Here is a 21,815-nt window from a genome sequence, read left to right as displayed (position 1 = left end):
GCACTTTCGATGTCTGATTTCTCTCGGCGGTCCTTCCTCGGGTTCGTCGGCGCCGCGGGCGCGGCGTTCACCCTCCCCGCCCTGGCCGGTTGCGGATCCGCCACCCCGTCCACCAGCACGACAGGCGGCAAGGTCGCGGCCTTCCCGAAGTACATCCCGTTCCCGGGACCGAAGCCCGACCTGCCGGGTACGGCGGACGGGGTGCAGGGCGGTTACCTGTCCTACCCCAGTTCCCTGAAGCAGTCCGTCGCGGAGAAACCGGGCGACGGCAGCGACGTCAACGCCCTCGTGATCACCTACTCCCAGCCGCCGTCCCCGCTGGAGCAGAACAAACTCTGGCAGGCCGTCAACGCCGCGCTCGGGGTGAACCTGAAGTTCACGATCGTCTCCTCGGCCGACTACAGCAAGAAGATGGCCACCGTGATGGCCGGCGGCGAGCTGCCTGACATCATGTTCCTGCTGAACAACCCGCCCCTCCCCCGGGTGGACCAGTTCATCGCGGCCACGTGCGCCGACCTGACCGAGTTCCTCTCCGGCGACGCGGTCAAGGCGTACCCGAACCTGGCCAACCTGCCGACCTACGTCTGGTCGGGCGCCGGCCGGGTGAACGGCGGGCTGTGGGCAGTGCCGATCGAGCGGCCGATCTTCGGCTCACCGATGTTCGTCAACCGCACCGCGTTCGGGGCCGCCCCGACGAACTGGACCTCCGAACAGTTCCGCGAGGCCATGAAGGGCTTCTCCGCAGGCGGCAAACACTGGGGCCTCGGGTCGAGCAAAGGCGCGGAGTTCGGCCTGCCGTGGCACATCCAGTGCTTCGGCGCGCCGAACACGTGGGAGCGCGCCGCCGACGGTTCCTTCACGCCGATGTACGACTCCGACGCGTTCCCCAAGGCGTTCGAGTACATCAGGAAACTCAAGACCGACGGCTCCTTCCACCCGGACATGCTGACCCTGAGTGTGACCGACATGAAGTCCGCCTTCTACAACCAGACCATCGGCGGGATGAACGACGGCCTGGCCGCGTACCAGACCACCATCGGCAAGGTGAAGAAGTCCTGGGTGCCGGACCTGGCGCTGCCGTACACGACCGGGACGGCCGCCGGGATCCACCTGTCCTCCGGCAGCGTCGGGCGGGTGGTGTTCAAGAAGGCCACCAAGGACCGGATCAAGCTGCTGCTGCGGGTCGTCGACTTCCTGGCGGCTCCGTTCGGCAGCAAGGAGTACGAGCTCACCCACTACGGGGTCGAGGGCACCCACTTCACCCGAAGCCCGTCCGGCGACCCGGTGTTCACGCCGCTGCGCGACACCGAGAACCCGGACATCCTCCCCGTCCGGTACGTGATGGACGCGCCCACCGCGCTCTACATCCCCGGCGACCCCGACGCGACGAAGCGCCTGCACGAGTACGAGAAGGCCGTCATCGCGAAGGCGAAGGTCAACCCGGCCTACGGGCTCAGCTCCGACACCCAGACGACCGTGATCGCGCAGCTGAACAAGAACATCAGCGACGCGTACACGGCGATCCTGACCGACCGCCAACCGGTGAGCAGCTGGGCCGATGTCGTGAAGAAGTGGAAGAACGACGGCGGCACGAAGATCGCCGAGGAGCTGGCCGCCGCGTACAAGGCCGCCAACTAGCGCGACGGCGCGAGGACCGGGCGGGCCCACCTGACGGAGAGGCGGGCCCGTCCCCCCGTGCTCACAGCGCGCCGGATCCGCCCCGGCGCGCGCGCAGCTCCGGCTCCGTGCGGGGCGGGCAAACCGAGTCGCGGACCACCACGTGGGTGCCGATGATGCCGGAGTCACCGATCCCGGCATTGGGGTGCAGCACCCGGCGCACCGCCGCGCGTCCCAGCTCGTCGGTGGGGATCCGCACCGTGGTCAGCGCCGGCACCAGGTCCGCGGCGATCGGCTCGTCGTCGTAGCCGACGACCGACAACTCCTCCGGCACCCGCACGCCGGCGTGCCGGCACGCGAGGAGCACCCCTGCCGCGACGTCGTCGTTGCCGGCGAACACCGCGGTGAACCTGACGCCCTCGGCGAGGCGGGCGCGCATCGTCTCGTACCCGAAAGCACGGGTCATCGGGCCGGCCACCCGCATCGTCCCCGCGTCGTAGGGGACGCTCCAGTCCTTCAGGGCCTTGCGGAACCCGGCCACCCGGACCGTGGCGGTGGTGTTCATCTCCTCACCGCCGATCTGGAGGATCGACCGGTGCCCGGCGGACAGCAGGAAGCTCGTGATCGCGTACGCCCCGCCAGCGTTGTCGTAGTCGACGACCGTCACCGGCAGGTCCGGTGCCGGTGCGGGACGCCCGCACATGACGAGGCGGCTGCCGGCCGCGTCGAGCGAGTGGGCAAGCTGGATCATCCGGCTCGTGTACTCCTCGGTGACCAGCACGCCGCCCACCAGGATCACCGCGCGGGCCTGCTGTTCGCGCATCAGGTTCATCGCCGCGACCTCGCGGTCCGGATCGCCCTGCGTCGTGCACACCAGACACAGCTGACCGTCGAGGGCCGCCTGCTGCTCGACGCCCTGCGCCACGTGCGCGAGGAACGGGGTGGTCACGGAGCGGATCACGATCGCGACCGTGCCCGGCGTCTCCTGGTTGAGGGCACGCGCGTGCGCGTTGACGACGAAGTCGAGGTCCTTGACCGCCTTCATCACCCGGGAGCGGGTGCTCGCCCCGACCGCGTACTTCCCCGACAACACCCGGGACACGCTCGCCACCGACACGCCCGCGGCGGCCGCGACGTCCCGGATCGTCGAACGCTTGGTCGCCTCGGTCATCCCGCTCCGTCCCGAAATCTCGATGGTACCGGTTTCGTAAATCCTACCGCGCATGATCGCACACGAAGGGCTGACACAGCACGGCGCGACGCCCGGGGTCTCCCAGTCCCGGGCGTCGCGAGTTCGGGTGGTGCCGGTTACGGCACCGGGGTGAGGACCATCAGCCCGACCGCGTTCGGCTGCAGTCCCGGCGTCCTCGTCACCTGGGTGCCCGAGACGGTGAGGTCCTCGACGAGCTGGAGGCTGGTCTGGGTGGCGTCGTTCGGGTAGTCGCTGTGCGTGGCGTCGACCAGGTAACGCTGGATCCGGATCCGCTTGCCCGCGAAGCTCGCCGGCAGGTTGGTCACGGTGACCTGCGCGTTGTGCGCCACCGCGCCGGCCTCGGCCTGGTAGTTCCAGTACATGACGGCCACGCCGGAGGAGTCGCTGGTGGCGAGGGCTCCGAGCCCGACACCCTGGGAGTCCGCCGCTGGGGACACGGTCGAGGAGACCCGGGCCGTCCTGAGCATCGCCTGCATCGCGACCATGTGGCCGTAGGGGGTGCGGACACCGTCGACGCCGTCGACGAACATGTCCTTGCGGTCGTTGGTCTTGTGCCGGAGCGACCACTGGAAGGGCGCGTCCATGCCGCTGAGCATGTAGTAGCTGCCGGCAGCCGCCATGCCAGCCGCCTGGACGAGCTGGTCGTGCCTGAGGTCCTCCGCCGGGGTGCCGGTCACCGTTCCGGTGGCCGCACCCGCGTACAGGCCGTACTCGGTGACGAAGACCGGGGTCGCCGGGTTGAGCCCCTTGTCGGACAGCCACGTCGACACCCGCGACTTCTGGCCGGCGGCCCCCGCCGGATTGTTCAGCAACGAGTAGTCGTGGTAGGAGACGAAGTCCATTCTCTTCGCCGGGTTGGTGTCGGCCTTGTAGAGGTCGAGGAAGTCGGTGACGAAGTCGACGTTGAATCCGGCGGTGGCCGGACCGCCGACCTTGAGCGGGACGGCCGGGTTCAGCTCGGCGTTGACGGTGTTCACCGCCGCGTAGGCGACCTTGTAGTACTCGTAGTGCTGTGCCGCGGTGATCGCGCCGTGGTCCGGGTGGTTCGGCTCGTTCCACGGTTCGATGTACTCGATCTTCGGGAACCGCTGCTTGTAGTCGCGGAGCGCGGTGGTCAGCACCTGCCCGTAGACCGCCGGCGTCGCGAGGGTGCCCTTGGGCGTGGTGTAGGGCCCGCCGGTCGCCCACAGCGAGGTGGTGCACAGCAGCAGCCGGTCACTGAAGGAGGACGCCTCGGTGAGGTAGGGGTCGTACAGCGAGAGGTCGTACGACCCGGTGTCGACGTCGTAGATCTCTCCCATGTCGAGGAACTGCCGGGTCGTGTTCGTGTGGAACTGGTTCTTCACCTGGTCACGTTCGCCCGTGCTGAGCGGCGCTTGGAGGAATCCGGAGCGGGTGTCGTTGGTGTAACGCGAGGCGTTGTTCAGCGTGCCGAGGCCCGCCGAGGCGTTGACGGCGATGGTCGCCGTGGGGGTGGCCGCCCCGGCAGGTGTGGCGGCCTGACCGATCAGCAGCCCGGCGACGCAGGCGACCGTGACCGCCAGCCTTCTGTGTGACTGTGTCATCTGGGTAGTCCTGTCGTGAGAGGTCGCGCGGGTTACGGCACAGGAGTGAGGACCATCAGACCGATGGAGTTCTCCGGCAGCCCCGGCCCTTTGGTGATCTGGGTGCCGGCGGGGTAGGTGTTGTCCTCGACCTTCGTGAGCGTGGTCTGCGCGGGGTCGTAGCGGTAGTTGCTGTGGGTGGCGTCGACCAGCCACCGCTCGAGCCTGATCCGCTTGCCCGCGAAGCTCGCCGGCAGATTCTTCACCGTGATGTTCGCCTTGTAGGCGGTGGTGCCGGCGTCGGCCTGGTAGTTCCAGTACATGACGGACACGCCGGAGGAGTCGGCGGTGGCCAGCGCCTGCAGGCCGATGCCGTTGACGCTCGCGCCGCCGATCGGGGTCACCTCGACCACGTCGCTCTTGAGCTTCGCCTGCATCTCGATCATGTGGCCGTACGGGGTGAGCACCCCTTCGGCGCCGTCGACGAGGATGTCCTTGCGGTCGTTCGTCTTGTGCCGGATCGCCCAGTGGAAGGCTGCGTCCGTGCCGCCGAGCATGAAGTACCTGCTGGTCGACGCCATGCCCGCTGCCTGGACGAGCTGGTCGTGGGCGAGGTCCTGGAGGTCGGTGCCGGTGCTGCCCCCGGGGTACAGGCCGTACTCGGTGACGAAGACCGGCGTCGCCGGGTCGAGCCCCCGGGCGGTCAGCCACGACACCACGGTCGACTTCTCCGTGTAGGCGATCTTCGGGTTCGCGCTCAGCACGGCGTACTCGTGGTAGGACACGAAGTCCAGCCTCTTCGCCGGGTTGGCGTCGGCCTTGTACAGGTCGAGGAACTGCGGGATCAGCGTGGCGTTGAAGTTGGACGGGCAGGGCCCGCCGACCTTGAGCGGCACGGTCGGGTTGAGGGCGGCGTTGACGGTGTTGGCGGCTTCGTAGCAGGCCTTGTAGTACTCGTAGTACTTCGCCATGGTGATGTTGCCGTGCTCGGGAGCGTTGGGCTCGTTCCAGCACTCGATGTACTCGATCTTCGGGTACCGCGCCTTGTAGTCGCGCAGCGCGGTGGTGAGCACCTGCCCGTACACGGCCGGGGACACGAGGGTGCCCTTGGGCGTGGTGTTCCATTCGCCGTTCTCCCACAGCGACGTGGTGGAGACCAGTAGCCGGTCGCTGTAGGTGGACACCTCGGCGAGGTTCGCGTCGTACGCGCTGAGGTTGTACGCGTTGGTCGCGGGGTCGTAGACCTCCTTCGGGGCGAAGAACATCCGGGTGGTCCTCACGTGGAGGTCATCGCGCAGTTGCGCGCGTTCGCCAGCGCTCAGCGGCGCCTGCAGGAACCCGGACCGAGAGGAGTTGATGAACCTCGAGTGGTTGTTCAGCGGGCCGTTGTTCACGGACGCGTCGACCGTGAGGTTCGCGGTCACCGTGGTCGTCGCCTCGGCGGCGGTGGCGGTCTGGCCGACCAGCGATCCGGCGACGCAGACCGCAACGATCGCTAGTTTTCTTCTCAAACCACGCATGGGGGGTCCTCTCGCGAGGGGGTCGAGTGGAGTTGTCAACGCGAGAGTAGGCGAGATGCGTCACACTCCGCTAGATAGTTTCGGAACTGGTTTCGAAAAAATTTCGACGAGGTGTCAGGCGTCCCGGCGCCAGGCCCCGGGCGATGTGCCGATCCGGGCACGGAACTGCCGGACGAACAGCCGCCGGTCGGCGTAGCCGAGCATCCGGGCCACCCGGTCGACCGTGAAGCTGCCCTCGCGGAGCAGTTCACAGGCCCGCTCCACCCGCACCTGGACACAGAACTCACGAAAACTCGTCCGGGTCTTGGCACTGAACAGCCGGGAGAAGCCCACCGGGGACAGGCCCACGTGCCCGGCGGCATCGGCGAGGTCCGGCCGGTCGGCGGGATGCTCGCGCAGCCAGCGCACCACGGTCGCCACCCGCGGATCCAGCGGCGCGGCCAGCGCACCGGCGGTCCGGGCCGCGCAGGCGTGCAGCTTCAGGAGGAGCGTGCTCAGCAACGCGGTCCCCCGCACGGCGGTGTCGGGGCCCGGTTGGCGCAGGCACTGGTGCACCTCGGGAAGCAGGTGGCGGACCGACGCGAGGTCGTCGAGATGGAGCACCCGGGGCGGCAGCAGCCCGTCGGGGAACGCGGCGGGGTCACCGCTGCCGTAGGCGAAATGCTGGTAGGACACCGTCAGCCGGTCCTGCGGATCCTGCTCGGCGTGGACCGTGTCCTGCGGACGGAGCAGCAGCACCGTGCCCACGGCCAGATCGACCCGTTCGCCGGACACCGTCGCGCGCCCGCGTCCGCCCAGCACGCACCACAGGTCGAAGTCGGGCAGCCGTTGCCGCCAGGACCACGCCGGCTCGCACAGCACCTGCCCACCGCCGGGGCGGACCACGGGGGCCCAGGGGCCGCGCAGCGCGGCACCGAGCCGGTCCCACACCCCCGGATCGGCGTAGTCGACGTCGGCGCCCGACCGGTCCGGCGTGTCCGGGACCCGGGCGCCAGGCGCTAGGTATGCGCTTTCCCGCATCTCGACAACCTACCTCTCACACCCCGGCTCATGCTGCTCAGACCCTGTTTGCGCAGGTCCAGAGCGCCCTACGGTTTCCCCATGACGACCAACGCCGCCACCGGCCTCTACAACTTCGTCCAGTTCGCCCCGCTGCGCGACGACGCGGACGCGATCACCGCCGCCGATGTCGCCGGGTATCAGCGCCTCGGCTTTCTCGCCGTGCGCGAGTTGCTGGACCCGGCCGCCGTCGCCGACGTGCTCGACGCGCTCCTGGGAGTCGCCGCCGACCCGAACGACGTCACCATCGAGTTCGAGAAGTGGGCCACGCCGGGCGAGGACCTGCTCGACGGCGTCCGCAAACTGATGCGATTCACCGGGGCCGACCCCCGGTTGGAGGCCGCCGCCCGCTCGCCGCGGATGCTCGGGGTGGTGCGCGCGCTGCTGGGCGCCGAGCCGGAGCTGTACCAGGACATGGCCCTGTTCAAGCCCCCGGGCGGCGGTCGGGAGAAGCCGTGGCACCAGGACCACGCGTTCTTCGACGTGCCGTTCGGTACCCCGATCCTCGGGGTCTGGATCGCCCTGGACGAGGCCAGCGTCGACAACGGGTGCATGCACGTACTGCCGGGCACCCACCGGGAGGGGCCCGTCGTGCACTTCCAGCGGCGGGACTTCCAGATCTGCGATACCGAGGTGCAGACCCACCGCGACACCGTGGTGCCGCTGCCGGCCGGCGGGGCGCTGTTCTTCGACGGGCTGCTGCACCACGGCACTCCGGACAACACGTCGACGGCGCGACGACGGGCGTTGCAGTTCCACTACGTACCGGCCGGCACGCCCCGCGTGCCCGTCCAGCAGCGGCTCGATGTCTTCGGTTCCGAGGGCAAGGACGCGCGGTGCTGAACCCGACTCCGGACGTCCCCCGTGGCCGGTGATCCGTCGAGCGAGCTCACCGGAGCTCGCTCGACGGACGCTGTGGGCTGTTCCGACCTCAGGGGATCAGGAGCAGGTCAGGACGGGGTTTGCCCAGTCGGCGTGGTCGTTGTTGATGTTGTCACCCCCGTTGGTGACGACGAGTCGCAACTGCTGGCCGCCGGTCATGTCGGCCGTGAGGTGCTGGGCGGCGGCGGTGCCGGTGAGGACGGCGGTGCTGGCGGCGAGGGTGGTGTCGCGGTAGATCTGGAAGGCGACGGATCCGCCGTTGCCGGCCTCGTCGTCGACGCCGACGTCCACCGTGAGGGAGGTGCAGGTGCCGGCGAGGTTGTAGGTGATGTCGCTGGCCGCGTGGGTGCCGAGGCCCTTGGCGTAGGTCACGCCCTGGATGGTCAGCGTCTTACCATCGCCGGCCGCCTGCTCGCCGTTGCTCTTGTCCTTTTCGACCGGGCCCCAGCCGTTGGTGGCATTGGTCGTGGCCAGGTCGCTGAGCGGGTGGGTGCCGGCACCGGGCCCGGAGCTGGGGCCGCAGGTGATCGTCGGGCTGGCCCAGTCGGCGTGGTCGGAGCCGACGCCGTCGCCCGCGTCGGTGACCACGAGCCGGAGCTGCTGGCCTCCGGCGAGGTTGGCGGTCAGGTGTTTAGCCGCGTCCGCGTACGTGACCTTACCGCTGTCGGCGACCTTGGTGGTGTCGCGGTACACCTGGAACACCACGGAACCGCTGGCCGTCGACTCGTCGTCCACACCCACGTCGACCGTCAGTGTCGAGCAGCTACCTGCCAGGTAGTAGTCGACCTCGCTGGCCGCGTGGGTGCCCAGGCCCTTGGCGTAGGTGGTGCCGTTGATGGTCAGCGTGCGCCCGTCGCCGGCCGCCTGCTCGCCGTTGCTCTTGTCCTTTTCGACCGGCCCCCAGCCGTTCGTGCTCGAACTCCACGGCAGGGTGCTGAGCTGCGACGTTCCCGAGGGCGGCGGGGTGAGCGCGCCGCCGGTGATCCGGTACATGACCGTGCCGTGCGCGGGTACGCTCGCGCTGATCGCGCCGGTGCTGGTGGTGGTGGCCTTGCTCCACAGGTCCTTGAGCGAGTAGCTGGCCGAGCCGCCGAGGCCTATCTCGGTCGCCGTGGTGCTGATCGTCGCCGTGGACGAGCCCAGGTTGGTCAGCGTGACGGCCCGGTCCCCGTTGGCCAGCTGCTTGCTGAGGATGTAGGCGCTGCTGGTGTCGCGGATGACGGCGCCCTGCTTGCCCAGCGAGTCCTGGTCCACCGCGATGACGTCGGCGTTGGTCAGGATGTTGAGCGTCGCGGTGGACACGTTGCGGATGTCCGACCCGATCAGCAGGGGCGAGGCCATGGCCGCCCAGAGGCTGAAGTGGGTGCGGTACTCCGTGTCGGTCATGCCGCCGTTGCCGATCTGCATCATGTCCGGGTCGTTCCACCCGCCGGGGCCGGCGATGCTCGCGTGGGTGGAGTTCTGCCGCGCGTTGCCGATCATGCTGGACCAGCTGTCGGTGATGTCGTGGGTGGTGCGCCAGAGGTTGCCCAGGGCCGGCGCCCAGTCCCACGGCGCGTTGTCGCCCCACTCGCAGACGCTGAACACGATCGGCCTGCCGGTCGCCGCGAGCGCGTCCCGCATCGTCGTGAACCGGGTCTTCTCGTCGAGGCCCTGGTGGTCGCCGCAGTTGTCGTACTTGAGGTAGTCCACGCCCCACGACGCGAAGAGGTTCGCGTCCTGGGTCTCGTGCCCGACCGATCCGGGCTGGGCGATCGGACCCGTGCCGGTGCAGGTGCGGGTGCCGGCGCTGGTGTAGATCCCGAACTTCAGACCCTTGCTGTGTACGTAGTCGGCGAGCGCCTTGATGCCGCTGGGGAACCGGTTGGAGTCCGTGACGAGGTTGCCCTGGGCGTCGCGATCGGGGACGGCCCAACAGTCGTCGAGGTTGACGTACTGGTAGCCGGCGGCCTTCAGCCCCGCGGACACGAACTTGTCGGCGATGCCCCTGATCGTCGTCTCGTTGAAGACGGTGCCGCACCGTGTCGTGTTCCAGTTATTGAAGCCCATCGGCGGCGTCAGCGCGAGCCCGTTGTCCGCGGCGGCGGCCGGGCCGGCTGGCGCGAAGGGCACCGCGACCAACCCCGCCAACAGCGTCAGTACGGACAGTTTCCTGAATCGCATCTCATCAGATCCCATCGTGAGGGGCCAAGGCCGGTGTCCGCCGGTCCTTGTTCGATCGGCACCCGGTTCGATCGGCGTCGTTGCCGAAGGGGTATGCCGCTGCCGGGGCGGTATCGCTCGCGTCATCCGCGGCGTTCGTCGCCGGAGCGGCGGATGCCCCAGCACCCGGCTCGACGGAGACCAACCATGTTGAAAATTGTTTTTTTATGAATACTTGTGCTCAGCTTCCAGCGATCCGCGCCTCTTGTCAACCGGCAGATTCACGCCGGCGTGCCAGCTCCAGCCCCCGGACCGGCAGCAAGGTCCAGATGTTCACGAATGAGGATTCATGAGCGATCCGCCGCCGGCGGTGCGCGTTCGCGCATCACGGAGGGATTTCTCCCGGGTCTCACCGACGCCGGGACGCCCAAGGCCGCCCAGGAGCGACGGGCATTGCCATTCCGTCCACCCACTCCACAGGGGGGAGAAGGTGTTCGAGATGCTATTTGCACTCCCCCGCAAAGGCAAGAATCAATTTCGTTTCCACAGGTCAACAGCCTTGTCGACGATCCGGAACCTCAGCGCGTCATTGACTTTCACTTTGACACATAATGACTTTCACTTTGACAGAACCGGAATGGCGATCCGACGCCCTCATTTCCAGGACGCCCCATTCAGACCCGGCCCGAAACAATGGACAGCGATCGTCCATCGCGCATGAACGCGCAGCTGTGCGCACCGATTTCTGCGAGTTTCGCGCATCGACCGTGCTCGAAATGGGTATCTCAGGTCCATTGTGTTGACTTGGCTGTGGTGTTGTGTTGAAGTTCCTTCTCGAGGTGGTCGACTGCGGTTGTTCCGCCCCAATTGCCGCGAACGGTCACTGATCACACAGTGGACGCGCGACGTGCCCGGTGATCCCCACCGTCCCGTAGAACCCATTGGGAGAGTCCATGACACCCTCGCCCCTCAACCCACCCACGTCCCGCCGGACCGTGCTCCGGGCGGCGGCACTCACCGCCCCGGCTCTCGCCCTGCCGGCACTGGCCGCATCACCGGCCACGGCGGGCACCGGCGCTCCCGCGCCCGCCGCCGCCCCCGGCCCGCTCGCGTTCACACAACCCACGTCGAGCACGCTGAGCGGCCTGACCGACATCGAGGTCACCGCCCCAGCCGGCACCACCGCCGTCCGCTTCACCCTGGGCGGCCTGGCCTTCGCCGAACTCACCGACCTGTACTCCAAAGGCACCGGACTCGCGCCGGTCTGGCGGACCGCCACCGACGCGGCCTGGTTCCCCTCCGGCGCCCAGGTCCTCAAGGCCGAGGCCGACACCCCGTCCGGTCTGGTCAAGACCGAGATGAACGTGACGGTCACGGCCCCGCCGGCCCCGCCCGCCGGAAGGATCGTGCTCAACGGGGCCTGGATGGCCGCGAAGGAGTCGGAGCTGCCCTCCGGGGCACTCACCGGCACGTCCCCGTCCGGTTGCCAGCCCAACTTCAGCGAGACCGCCATGACCTCGGCTGTCGTGCCGGGGGCGCTCGGCGCGATCCGCGCGAAGTGGAACGTCCACGCCGGACAGGTCGCGCTGTACCGCAAGAAGGTCACCCTCGCCGCCCCCACCACCGGGCAGCGGACCCTGATCACGTTCGAGTCCTGCTTCTACGTGCTGAAGCTGTTCGTCAACGGGACGGCGGCCGGCACCGCGACCGGCGGCTACCTGCCCGAGACGTTCGACATCACCAACCTGGTCACGACCGGCGTCAACACCATCGCCGTCATCGTCGACAACCGGTTCAGCGAGATCTTCTCCAACCGCAACCCCGGCCTGTACTGGAACTACGGCGGCATCTTCGACAGCGTCAACATCGACCGCACCGAGGCCGTCGCGATCACCGACCTCGCCGCGCTCGGCGCCTCCAACGGCACGCTGACCCTGCGCGCGTCCGGGGTCAACGCGAGCGGGAGCTCGCAGAACATCACGACGACCGTGCAGGTCACCACCCCGTCCGGCCAGGCGCTGCCCTCGTCCCAGGTGACGTTCGCGCTGCCGGCCGGCACGGGGAAGGTCATCTCGGCCCCGGTGACGGTCAACGTGTCATCCCCCCAGCTGTGGTCGCCGGCCAGCCCGGCGCTCTACACCGTCACCGCGACGCCCCCATCGGGGAAGGGCAACCCGCAGACCGTCTCGACCGGGTTCCGTGACATCGCGATCAGCGGCAACAAGCTGATGCTCAACGGCCAGGCTCTCGCGGGGGTGCGCGGGTTCAACCGGCACACCGACTACCCCGGCCTCGGCCGGTGTCAGCCCGACGGCCTGGCCCTGCGTGAACTCACCGAGCTGCGCAACAAGGGCTTCACGATCTTCCGTCCGGGGCACTACCCGACGACCCCCGGCGAGCTGGCCGCCGCCGACAAGCTCGGACTCATGGTGATCGAGGAACTGAACGTCACCCACGTCTTCGACGACGCCGTGCTGTCCGGCACCCAGATCGTCAACTTCGGCAAGGAACGGCTGGGCAAGATGATCGCCCGGGACCGCTCGCACCCGTCGATCATCGGGTGGTCGGTCGGCAACGAGAACGGGACGAACACCGCCACCGGCGCCAACTACGTGAAGAACGTGGTCGCCTACGGCAAGACCCTCGACACCGCCCGGATCTACACCCACATGACCGGGTGGGGCGCCGACGACGCGGCCTTCGGCTACGACGACCTGGCCAGCACCAACATCTACAACGGCTGGTACGTGGGCACGTTCGACACCCTCACCGACCCCAACGGCGGCTCGTACAGCATGATCAGCATCGAGGCCAAGGTCGGGACGAAGCCGATCCTGTTGAGCGAGTACGGCGCCGAGGCCGTCTCCACCAACACCGGTTTCGGCAAGGGCACCGAGTACTACCAGGGCCTGATGGTCGACGAGTACAACCGCATCCTGGCCGGCCGGCCGGGTCTCGTCGGCACGATGTACTGGACCTCCACCGAGTTCGCCCTCAACCCCGACGGCGGCGGTGGCGCCCCGAAGGTCGTCCCCGGCTACCACAACAAGGGCCTGATGACCTACTGGCGCGACTACTACAAGCTCGGCTACAAGGTCCTGTTCTCCCCCGTGCGGATCGACGTCCCGCCGCCGGTGGCGTGGCCCGCCGGCAGCACCGGGCCGGTGTCGGTCACCCTCACCATCCGCGACATCCGCAACGTGGCCTCCTCCGGCACGCTGCAGGTCACCCCGCCGCAGGGCTGCACCGTCGACACCGCCTCGACGCCGTTCACCGTCGCGGCCGGCAACAGCACCACGGTCACCGTCAAGCTGAGCGGCACCCCGACGGCGGGCGGCACCCCCGGCATGGTCCGGGCGGTCATCGACAGTCAGACCGAGGCCATGCCGCGACAGCTGACCACCTCCGGCTCGTCGTACCCGAACCTCGCGGCGGCCTTCAACAACATCGGCACCACCGACGACGCCAACCCGAGCGTCGGCACCCTGTCCACCAGCGGCAAGAGCTACTCGCGGCAGGCCCTGGCCGCCCTGGGTTACAAGCCCGGAGCGACCGTCACCCACCAGGGCACCACCTTCACCTGGCCCAACGTCGCGGCCGGACAGCCCGACAACGTCGCGGCGACCGGTCAGACGATCGCGCTCAGCGGCTCCGGGACGAAGATCGCGATCCTGGGCACCGGCACCTACGGCGCGCAGGGCGGCGACTTCATCGTCCGGTACTCCGACGGCACGCAGAGCACCAAGAACCTGAAGCTCGACGACTGGTACGCCAGCACGGCCACCACCGGCGACGTCGCCGCGGCAGTGTGCCAGTACCACAACGGGCCGTCGGGCAAGGTGACCCACAGCGCGACCGTCTGGCGGGCTGACATCGCCGTCACCAGCGGCAAGACGATCGTGTCCCTGCAGCTCCCGAACAGCGGGAACCCGCCGGCCGCTTGCCTGCACGTCTTCGCGCTCACCATCGCCTGACCCGTCGGTCCCGGGCGCTCAGCCACCGCGGCGATGATCGGCGCGGGTGGCTGAGCCCGGAGCCCGGCCCTCGGGAGATGATGGCCCACGACCGCCAACGGTCGTGGGCCATCTCCGGCTGGAGATCCGGATACGGGGGCCGGGTCATCGAGGTCCGGAACGGCGGTGCCCTGGCCGTGCGGCGTCGGGGCCTGAGCCTGGACCGGCTACGCCCACCGACTCGCCGAATACGACATCAAGGTCAGTACCGCCGCATTCACCTACTGGACCAGCGGCCGCAGCCTGCCCGAACGGCAGGGCGTGGCCGTCCTGGAGGACGTGCTCGCACTGCCGACCGGCACCCTCACCGCCCGGCCCCCGTCCCGGACCCGCAGCCGCACCGCCGACGAGCCCGTCCTGGACCTGCGGCCACAGGAGTCTGACACCGTCAAGCGCCTGGTCATGGCGCACAGGCCCTCGCAGCGCTCAGGGCTGCAGCAAAACCCGACCCGGTGCGGCCGGTGTTCGTCGGCCCACCGCCCATGTACACCCTGCAGATCACCTTCGCCCCCGGCATGACTCCGACCAGAGCCGTGTCCTTCGACATGGCCTCGATCACGGCCCTCAGGAGAACATCCGCGAGCTGCGGCCCGACAACACCGACCGCGTGTGGCTCGCGGTCACCGACGCCCGACCGGGCGTGTACGCGATCCGGCTGGACTGGTGACCGCCTCCGGGAACCCGCCCGTCGCCTGGCGTGCGCGGCGGCCCAGGTTCCTGTCAGTCCCAGGCCTGCGGAAAAGCGCCGCCAGCCACGCCGTGAGGGCGGCTCCAGGACGACGCCTCGGGTCCTCTGATGTCAAAAATGTGTCGCCAGTGTCCACAGTCAACGCTTGGAGGCATGGGCTCTCGACCACTCCAGCCCAACCCGCCACCCCACCACCACTTCATGCCCGACATGACTGTTTACGCAGGTAACGGCCATTCTCGGCGGCGTTAGCACCATCCGAGGACGGTCAAGCGCGCCAGCCCATGAAGCGAAAAAGCCTCTGACCTGGAAAAAGTCTCGCAAACAGTACGCGCGTACGTGTCAAAACACGTGTCACGCAACAAACAAGGGTCCTTTCTGGATGAACCAGAAAAGACCCTCTGACCTGGGAAAACTCCCTGGTCGGGCTGACAGGATTTGAACCTGCGACCCCTTGACCCCCAGTCAAGTGCGCTACCAAGCTGCGCCACAGCCCGCTTCCACCACTCCGCACCCACCCCGCAGCAGCCGACATAGCGTAGCGCACCACCCGACCGACCCGCTCGCGGGTATCCGCCCACCCGGCCCCCCAACCGGCCGCGGCCCGCCACCCGCCCCGAAGGGCCAGACAGCGGGCCGCACCCGATCAAAACCGCCCTACCACCCACCGCGGACGGCGCGCGGCACAAGGCAGGCCAACGAAGCGGGAGAGCTACCTCTCGCCCTTCTTCTTCCGAGCCTTCACCGTCACCTGGATCGGACTCCCCGGGAACCCGAAGTCCTCCCGCAACCGCCGCTCCACATACCGCACATACCCAGCGTCCAGGTTCCCGGACGTGAACAGCACGAACTTCGGCGGGCACACCCCGGCCTGCGTGGCGAACAGGATCTTCGGCTGCTTGCCGCTGCGCACCGGGTGCGGGTTGGCCTGCGACAGGGCGGTGATGAACTGGTTCAGCTGCCCGGTCGGGATCCGCTGCTCCCAGCTGTTCAGGGCGATCCGCATGGCCGGTGCCAGCTTGTCCACGGCCCGCCCCGTCAGCGCGGAGATGTTGACCCGCTGCGCCCACGGGATCCGCTTGAGCTCGCGCTCGACCTCTTTCTCGAGGTAGTAGCGGCGGTCGTCGTCGACGAGGTCCCACTTGTTGAACGCCATCACCAGCGCCCGGCCGGCCTCGGTCACCATGCTGAGCAGGCGCTGGTCCTGTTCGCTGATGACCTCGCTGGCCTCGAAGAGCACGATGACGACCTCGGCGGCCTCGATGGCGGCGCTGGTGCGGAGGCTGGCGTAGTACTCGGTGCCGCTGGCCTGGCCGACGCGGCGGCGCAGGCCGGCGGTGTCGACGAGCTGCCAGATCTCGCCGTCGATCTCGACGAGGCTGTCGACCGGGTCGACGGTGGTGCCGGCGACGTCGTCGACGAGGGCCCGGTCCTCCTTCGACAGCTTGTTCAGGAGGCTGGACTTGCCGACGTTGGGGCGGCCGACGAGGGCGACCCGGCGGGGGCCGCGCGGGGCCTCCTCGATGATGGCCGGCGGCTCGGGCAGGATCGACAGGATCTTGTCGAGCAGGTCGCCGGAGTTGCGGCCGTGCAGGGCGGAGACCGGGAACGGCTCGCCGAGGCCGAGGCCCCACAGGCCGGCGAGGTCGGCCTCGACCCGGTCGTCGTCGGCCTTGTTGGCGACGAGGAGCACGGGCTTGCCGCTGCGGCGGAGCATCTTCACCGCGGCCTCGTCGACGTCGGTGGCACCGACCCGGCCGTCGACGACGAACAGGATCGCGTCGGCGGTCTGGGTGGCGATCTCGGCCTGGGCGGCGATCCGGGCGGCGCGGTCCTTGGCGTCGGGTTCCCAGCCGCCGGTGTCGACGACCGTGAACCGGCGGCCGGTCCACTGGGCGTCGTAGGCGATCCGGTCGCGGGTGACGCCGGGGATGTCCTCCACGACGGCCTGGCGGCGGCCGATCAGGCGGTTGACCAGGGTCGACTTGCCCACGTTGGGGCGGCCGACGACGGCCAGGACGGGGGCGGGCGCGTGGATCTCGTCCTCGGCCACCCAGTCGCTCAGGTACTCGGTCACAGGTTCTCCCCCGCCAGCAGCTTCAGGAGCGCGGCCACGACCTCGTCGATGGACAGCGCGGTGGTGTCGAGTTCGACGGCGTCGTCCGCCTGGCGCAGCGGGTCGGCCTTGCGGCCGGAGTCGTGCGCGTCGCGGCGGAGCAGGTCGGCGGCCGTGGCGTGCTGGTCGGCCTCCGTCTCCTGGCTGCGGCGGCGGGCCCGCTCGGTGACGTCTGCCGTCAGGTACACCTTGAGGGTGGCGTCGGGTGCGACGGCGGTGCCGATGTCGCGGCCCTCGACCACGATGGCGCCGGCGGCGGCGATGATGGCGCGCTGGGCGCCGACCAGCATGGCGCGCACGCCCGGCACGGCGGCGACGGCGGACACGGCTGCGGTGACCTGCGGGCCGCGGATGGGCGCGTCGACCCCGATGCCGTCCACGGTGACGTGGGGGGCGGCGGGATCGGTGCCGATCTCGATCTGGGCGGCCTCGACGACCTTCAGGACGCCGTCGGCGTCATGCGGGTCGACGCCGGCCTGGAGCACTGCCCAGGTCGCGGCGCGGTACATGGCGCCGGTGTCGAGATAGGCGGCGTCCAGTGCCTCGGCGAGCCGGCGGGAGACCGTCGACTTCCCCGAGCCGGACGGGCCGTCTACCGCGACGACCCCTTGAAACGTACTCAACGTTGCTCCTCATTCGCAGAAAGCCTCAACGGTCAATCATGCCCGTAGCCCGGTACCCCGATTCGGGCAGCCCAGGACAGCTCACTACACAAAAATAAAGAAAAGCCTCATAGATGGGTACTTCAGGCAGATGAGCTTGGTCACGCAGAGTGCGGAACTATCCCTTCGACCCATGGTCGGTTCACAGGATTGGGAGTCATTCTCATAATATGCCCCTTTCACCGTCCTGGGCGTCCACGGCGCGGCGCACCGGCCTCGTCGCCGGGATCCTCGCGGCCGTCACGCTGGCGACGGTGGCGCTGCTCCCCTCGACCGACGCCGCCGGCCCGCCAGCCCAGGCCGGGGGCACCGGCGCGCCCGCGGCACCCCGACCGGCGGCCACGGCCCCGGCTCCCGACAGCGCCGGCGTCACCCTCGACCGTGAGGGCTGGTACGCCTGGTCGCTGCTCGACCTGCGCACAGGCGCGCGCAAGGGCTCGGCGAACAGCACCACCGAGACCAACAACACCGAGTCGATGATCAAGGCGTGGATCGGCGCGGACTACATCGCCGGGGCCGAGGACGAGGGCCGCGACCTCACCGACGACGAGTGGGCCGAGATCTCCGACATGATCCGCCACAGCGACGACGACGCGGCCGAGATCCTGTGGGCCGCGCGCGGCGGGGACGCCGTCATCGACCGGATGATCTCCGAGTGCGGGCTGACCGGCAGCGCCGTGTCCCCGGAATGGTGGTCCTACACCCAGGTCACGGCCGCCGACGCCGTCACGATGCTGCGCTGCGTGCTCACCAGGGCCACCACCTCGACGGGTACGGCCCGCCTCGTCGACGAGATGCGCGCCGTCGACCCCGCAGGAGCCTTCGGCATCCCCGAGGCGCTGCCGGCCGGTACCCCGGTGGCGGTCAAGAACGGCTGGACGATGCAGGACTCAGAGGACCTCTGGCACGTCAACTGCCTGGCCAGCTGGGACCACTGGGCCCTGTCGGTCCTGACCTGGTACCCGGGGGAACTCGGCCAGGACTACGGCGCCGCCACCTGTGGCGACGTCACCCGACAGCTACTGCTCCACGGCCTTGAATAGCGCGGCGATCTCGGGCTGACCCAGCTTGCGGATCCGACCCGGCTTGGTGTCCCCGAGGTGGATCGGTCCGATCGAGACCCGCACCAGCCGGTGCACCTCGTGTCCCATCTCCCCGAGCAGCCGGCGGACGATGTGCTTGCGGCCCTCGTGCAGGCTCAGCTCCACCAGCGTGCGGCCACCGGCACTCGTGACCACCTTGAACGAGTCGGCCTTCGCGAAGCCGTCCTCCAGCTCGATCCCGGTCATGATCCGCTTCTTGAAGCCCTGCGGGATCGTCCCGGACACCTCCGCCAGGTACGTCTTGGACACCTCGAACGACGGGTGCGTCAGCTTGTGCGCCAGGTCGCCGTCGTTGGTGAGCAGCAGCAGGCCCTCGGTCTCGGCGTCGAGCCGGCCCACGTGGTAGACCCGCTGCGCGACCCGGCCGACGTACTCCGCGAGGGAGATGCGACCCTTCTCGTCGCTCATCGTCGACATGACACCCAGCGGCTTGTTCATCGCCAGATACACCAGCCGGGTATCGGTGACCAGGCGCTCGCCGTCCACATAGATCTCGGCGGTCTCCGGGTCGGCCTTGTCACCGAGCTTGGCGACCTGGCCGTTGAGCATGACCCGGCCCTCGGAGATCAGGTTCTCGCAGTCGCGCCGCGAACCGATGCCGGACGCCGCGAGGACCTTCTGCAACCGCTCGGCCCCGGTCATGTCCGCGATCGGGGTCTTGGCCCGTCCCGCGGAGTTGCCGCGTCCGGCGCGGGTGTCCGGCCCGCCGATCCGGCCGAGCGCGCTGACGGCGTCGCGCTGCGAGACGCCGTCGCGGCTGACCGCGCCCGGCTCCTCCCGCCGGGCACGGGGCTTCGCCGGGGGCTGCCAGGTGCCCGTCCCGGCCGCCTTGCCCGGCGCCGGCTTCGTGCCCTTCACCGGCTTCGGGGCCTTCCCCGCCGCCGGCTTCGCGGTGCCGGCCCGGCCCGTCGCGGCCTTTCCGGTGCCCGTCTTGCCGGCGCCGCCCGTGGTGGCCTTTCCGGTGCCGGTCCTGCCGGCGGCGGCGCCGCCAGTGGTGGCCTTGCGCGGGGTGCCGGACGCGGGCTTCGCGGACTTGCCGGCCGGGCTGCGTCGAGGGTTAGGACTGGTCATGGGCATCCGCCAAAGCTTCTATGTCGTCGGGCAGGTAAGGGGCGAGAGACGGCAGGTCCTCCGGGGAGTTGATGCCGAGCTTCTCGAGGAACAGGGTGGTCGTGCGGTACAGGTACGCGCCGGAGTCCGGCTCGCTGCCGCACTCCTCGACCAGGCCCCGGGTCAGCAGGGTGCGCAGCACCCCGTCACAGTTCACACCACGGATGGCGGAGACGCGCCCCCGGGTCACCGGTTGCTTGTACGCGACGACCGCGAGGGTCTCCAGCGCCGCCTGGGTCAGCTTGGTCTGCTGGCCGTCGAGGACGAACTTCTCCACGTACGGCGCGAAGTCCGGCCGGGTGTACAGCCGCCAGCCACCGGCCGCGCGGCGCAGCTCGAATCCCCGGCGCTCCGCAGCGTAGGAGGCCGCGAGGTCGACGAGGGCGTCGGTGATCAGCTGCGTGGGCTGCTCAAGCACCTGGGCGAGGACGATCTCGGCGACGGGCTCGTCGACGACGAGGAGGATGGCCTCAAGGGCCGGGCGGAGCTCGACCGGGTCGAGGGGGGCGTTGTCGGGGTCCGGGGACCCCACGACGTCGTCTCCGGCCTCGAACTGGGCAACGTCAGGTCCCGGGCCCTCCGACGGGGCGTCATCGGTGGACGCGGCGTCGGGGGCGACCCGTTCCGGCACCCGGGCGTGCGGCAGCGCCACCGCGGGGTCGGTCACCTCATCGGCCGGGACGCCGGCCCCACCCGTCGCGGAAGCCTCTGGCGAAGCCTCCGTAGGCGCCTCCGGCTCCGGGGTCCGGGCCCATGGCGGGGTCCACGCGGCCACGCCCTCGGCGAACTCCCGCTCAGCTGGTGTCGTCACGCGGTCTCCCCGATCGGTTCCTGCACGACATGGTCCCCGGCGTCCGGCGCGCGCACCTCGTCGACGTCCGGTCCGGACCTGAAACCGGGCCCGGCGGCTGCGGACGCGGGCCCGTCAGACCCGACACCGACCCCGTCCGGCGCGCCGGACCCATCCGGTCCGAGGTCCGGATCGTCGGAGTCGAAGTCCGACCCGTCGGCCCCGGACGCCGCCGCGAGGGCTCCGGACGCCGCGTCGAGCCCGAACAGCCCGCCGGCCGCGCCCGCCGGCGAGGACTCCCCCGGCACCCGCCGCACGAACTTCTTCTTCCGCGGCCGGGCCTCCTCCGGCTCCTCGACCGCGCCCTCGTACTCCTCGACATCGATCTCGGCGACGTCGGCCCCGGCGATCCACCGCACGGTCAGCTCGCCGAGCGCCTGGACCTGGTCGAAGCCGATCAGGTTCTCCCGGTACAGCTCCAGCAGGGCCAGGAACCGGGCGACCACCTCGAGGGTGCTGTCGCAGTCCGCGCACAGGGTGCGGAAGCTGGCGACGCCGACCCGCATCAGGTGGTCGCGGATCCAGGCCGCGTGCTCGCGGACACTGACCTTCACGTTGTGCACGTGGGTGATGGACACCGTGGGCGGGATCTTCGGCGTCATCGCGCGGGCGGCGAGCCGGGCGAACCGTTCGGGGGTGATGCCGAGGATCAGCTCGGGCAGCGCGTCGGCGTAGCGCTGCTCCAGGCCGACGGAGCGGGCGAACCGCTTGTCCCCGCCGACGATCAGGCCGGCGATGTGCGCCGCGGCCTGCTTGAACGCCCGGTACTGCAGGAGCCTGGCGAACAGGATGTCGCGGGCTTCCAGCAGCGCCAGGTCCTCCTCGTCCTCGACCTCGGCGGCGGGCAGCAGCCGGGCGCACTTGAGGTCGAGCAGGGTGGCGGCGATCAGCAGGAACTCACTGGCCTCATCCAGGTCCCATTTGTCACCCATCGCCCGGATATAGGCGATGAAGTCGTCCGTCACGGTGTGCAACGCGACCTCGGTGACGTCCAGCTTGTGCTTGCCGATCAGCTGGAGCAGCAGGTCGAACGGGCCCTCGAAGTTGGTGAGCTTGACCTGAAAGCCCGCGTCAGGTGCGGTAGCTTGCTCGGTCACGGTCACCGCAAGATACTACCTGAGCGTTCGGCCTGGACAGATCCCATCAAAACATCCCCACCTCAGCCCGGCCAGCCGCCCGGCGCCGCCCACCCCGGCCCGAACCGCCTGCGGGTCGGCCACCAGCCGGCCACCTGGCGCCCGACATCCGGTCACCGCCCGGCCGAGTACGCGCCACGCCGCGACCGCGTCCTGCGCC

14 protein-coding genes and 1 tRNA gene are annotated in these 21,815 nt (G+C 69.5%); 4 read left to right on the top strand and 11 right to left on the bottom strand.

From position 1 onward, the window contains the following. Positions 1-9: 9 nt before the first annotated feature. Positions 10-1,638 carry an extracellular solute-binding protein gene (locus IW245_RS00200; RefSeq protein ID WP_197001158.1) on the top strand — a complete coding sequence of 543 codons (1,629 nt, stop codon included), beginning with the start codon at positions 10-12 and terminating at the stop codon, positions 1,636-1,638. A 61-nt stretch (positions 1,639-1,699) separates the two neighbouring features. On the opposite strand, the gene IW245_RS00195 is transcribed toward IW245_RS00200, so the two are convergent. The 4 genes from IW245_RS00195 to IW245_RS00180 all read right to left on the bottom strand — a co-directional run bounded on the left by IW245_RS00195 (position 1,700) and on the right by IW245_RS00180 (position 6,914). Further along, positions 1,700-2,788, bottom strand: coding sequence for a LacI family DNA-binding transcriptional regulator (locus IW245_RS00195; protein WP_197001157.1), 1,089 nt, complete (start codon positions 2,786-2,788; stop codon positions 1,700-1,702). Between the two features lie 137 nt (positions 2,789-2,925). Further along, positions 2,926-4,395 carry a GH39 family glycosyl hydrolase gene (locus tag IW245_RS00190; protein ID WP_197001156.1) on the bottom strand — a complete coding sequence of 490 codons (1,470 nt, stop codon included), beginning with the start codon at positions 4,393-4,395 and terminating at the stop codon, positions 2,926-2,928. A gap of 32 nt (positions 4,396-4,427) precedes the next feature. Beyond that, complete coding sequence (locus IW245_RS00185) at positions 4,428-5,885, bottom strand: GH39 family glycosyl hydrolase (RefSeq protein WP_197001155.1); 1,458 nt, start codon at positions 5,883-5,885, stop codon at positions 4,428-4,430. A gap of 123 nt (positions 5,886-6,008) precedes the next feature. Continuing rightward, positions 6,009-6,914 (bottom strand): helix-turn-helix domain-containing protein, encoded by a 906-nt coding sequence (locus IW245_RS00180; protein ID WP_197001154.1) that lies wholly within the window; start codon positions 6,912-6,914, stop codon positions 6,009-6,011. Positions 6,915-6,995: 81 nt separating this feature from the next. Here IW245_RS00180 and IW245_RS00175 point away from each other — a divergent pair, with 81 nt between their 5' ends. Next, positions 6,996-7,796 (top strand): phytanoyl-CoA dioxygenase family protein, encoded by an 801-nt coding sequence (locus IW245_RS00175; protein ID WP_197001153.1) that lies wholly within the window; start codon positions 6,996-6,998, stop codon positions 7,794-7,796. A gap of 96 nt (positions 7,797-7,892) precedes the next feature. Here the strand turns inward: IW245_RS00175 and IW245_RS00170 are convergent, their stop codons facing one another. Then, positions 7,893-9,998, bottom strand: coding sequence for an NPCBM/NEW2 domain-containing protein (locus tag IW245_RS00170; RefSeq protein WP_197001152.1), 2,106 nt, complete (start codon positions 9,996-9,998; stop codon positions 7,893-7,895). A gap of 932 nt (positions 9,999-10,930) precedes the next feature. On the opposite strand from IW245_RS00170, the gene IW245_RS00165 reads away from it, so the two are divergent. Then, complete coding sequence (locus IW245_RS00165; protein ID WP_197001151.1) at positions 10,931-13,951, top strand: glycoside hydrolase family 2 protein; 3,021 nt, start codon at positions 10,931-10,933, stop codon at positions 13,949-13,951. Between the two features lie 1,147 nt (positions 13,952-15,098). Here the strand turns inward: IW245_RS00165 and IW245_RS00160 are convergent. From IW245_RS00160 to cmk, 3 genes are all read right to left on the bottom strand, one after another. Next, positions 15,099-15,175, bottom strand: a tRNA-Pro gene (locus IW245_RS00160). 215 nt (positions 15,176-15,390) lie between these two features. Then, complete coding sequence (gene der / locus IW245_RS00155; protein WP_197001150.1) at positions 15,391-16,755, bottom strand: ribosome biogenesis GTPase Der; 1,365 nt, start codon at positions 16,753-16,755, stop codon at positions 15,391-15,393. Beyond that, positions 16,752-17,417, bottom strand: a complete 666-nt coding sequence (gene cmk / locus IW245_RS00150; RefSeq protein ID WP_197001149.1) for a (d)CMP kinase — start codon at positions 17,415-17,417, stop codon at positions 16,752-16,754. The genes der and cmk overlap by 4 nt, the downstream gene beginning before the upstream one ends. A gap of 209 nt (positions 17,418-17,626) precedes the next feature. Here cmk and IW245_RS00145 point away from each other — a divergent pair, with 209 nt between their 5' ends. Continuing rightward, entirely contained in the window at positions 17,627-18,499 is an 873-nt protein-coding gene (locus tag IW245_RS00145) for a serine hydrolase (RefSeq protein WP_197001148.1), read from the top strand. Here the strand turns inward: IW245_RS00145 and IW245_RS40090 are convergent. The 3 genes from IW245_RS40090 to IW245_RS00130 all read right to left on the bottom strand — a co-directional run bounded on the left by IW245_RS40090 (position 18,476) and on the right by IW245_RS00130 (position 21,622). Further along, positions 18,476-19,201, bottom strand: coding sequence for a pseudouridine synthase (locus IW245_RS40090; protein ID WP_231399107.1), 726 nt, complete (start codon positions 19,199-19,201; stop codon positions 18,476-18,478). The genes IW245_RS00145 and IW245_RS40090 overlap by 24 nt on opposite strands. Positions 19,202-19,616: 415 nt before the next feature. Then, positions 19,617-20,480: an SMC-Scp complex subunit ScpB gene (gene scpB, locus IW245_RS00135; RefSeq protein WP_197001146.1), complete on the bottom strand. Its 864-nt coding sequence runs from the start codon at positions 20,478-20,480 to the stop codon at positions 19,617-19,619. Continuing rightward, positions 20,477-21,622: a segregation/condensation protein A gene (locus IW245_RS00130; protein ID WP_197001145.1), complete on the bottom strand. Its 1,146-nt coding sequence runs from the start codon at positions 21,620-21,622 to the stop codon at positions 20,477-20,479. The genes scpB and IW245_RS00130 overlap by 4 nt, the downstream gene beginning before the upstream one ends. Positions 21,623-21,815: the final 193 nt, after the last annotated feature.

Source organism: Longispora fulva (assembly GCF_015751905.1).
Classification (GTDB): domain Bacteria; phylum Actinomycetota; class Actinomycetes; order Mycobacteriales; family Micromonosporaceae; genus Longispora; species Longispora fulva.
Note: the sequence above shows the minus strand (reverse complement) of the source record. Positions and strands in the feature narration are given on the sequence as shown.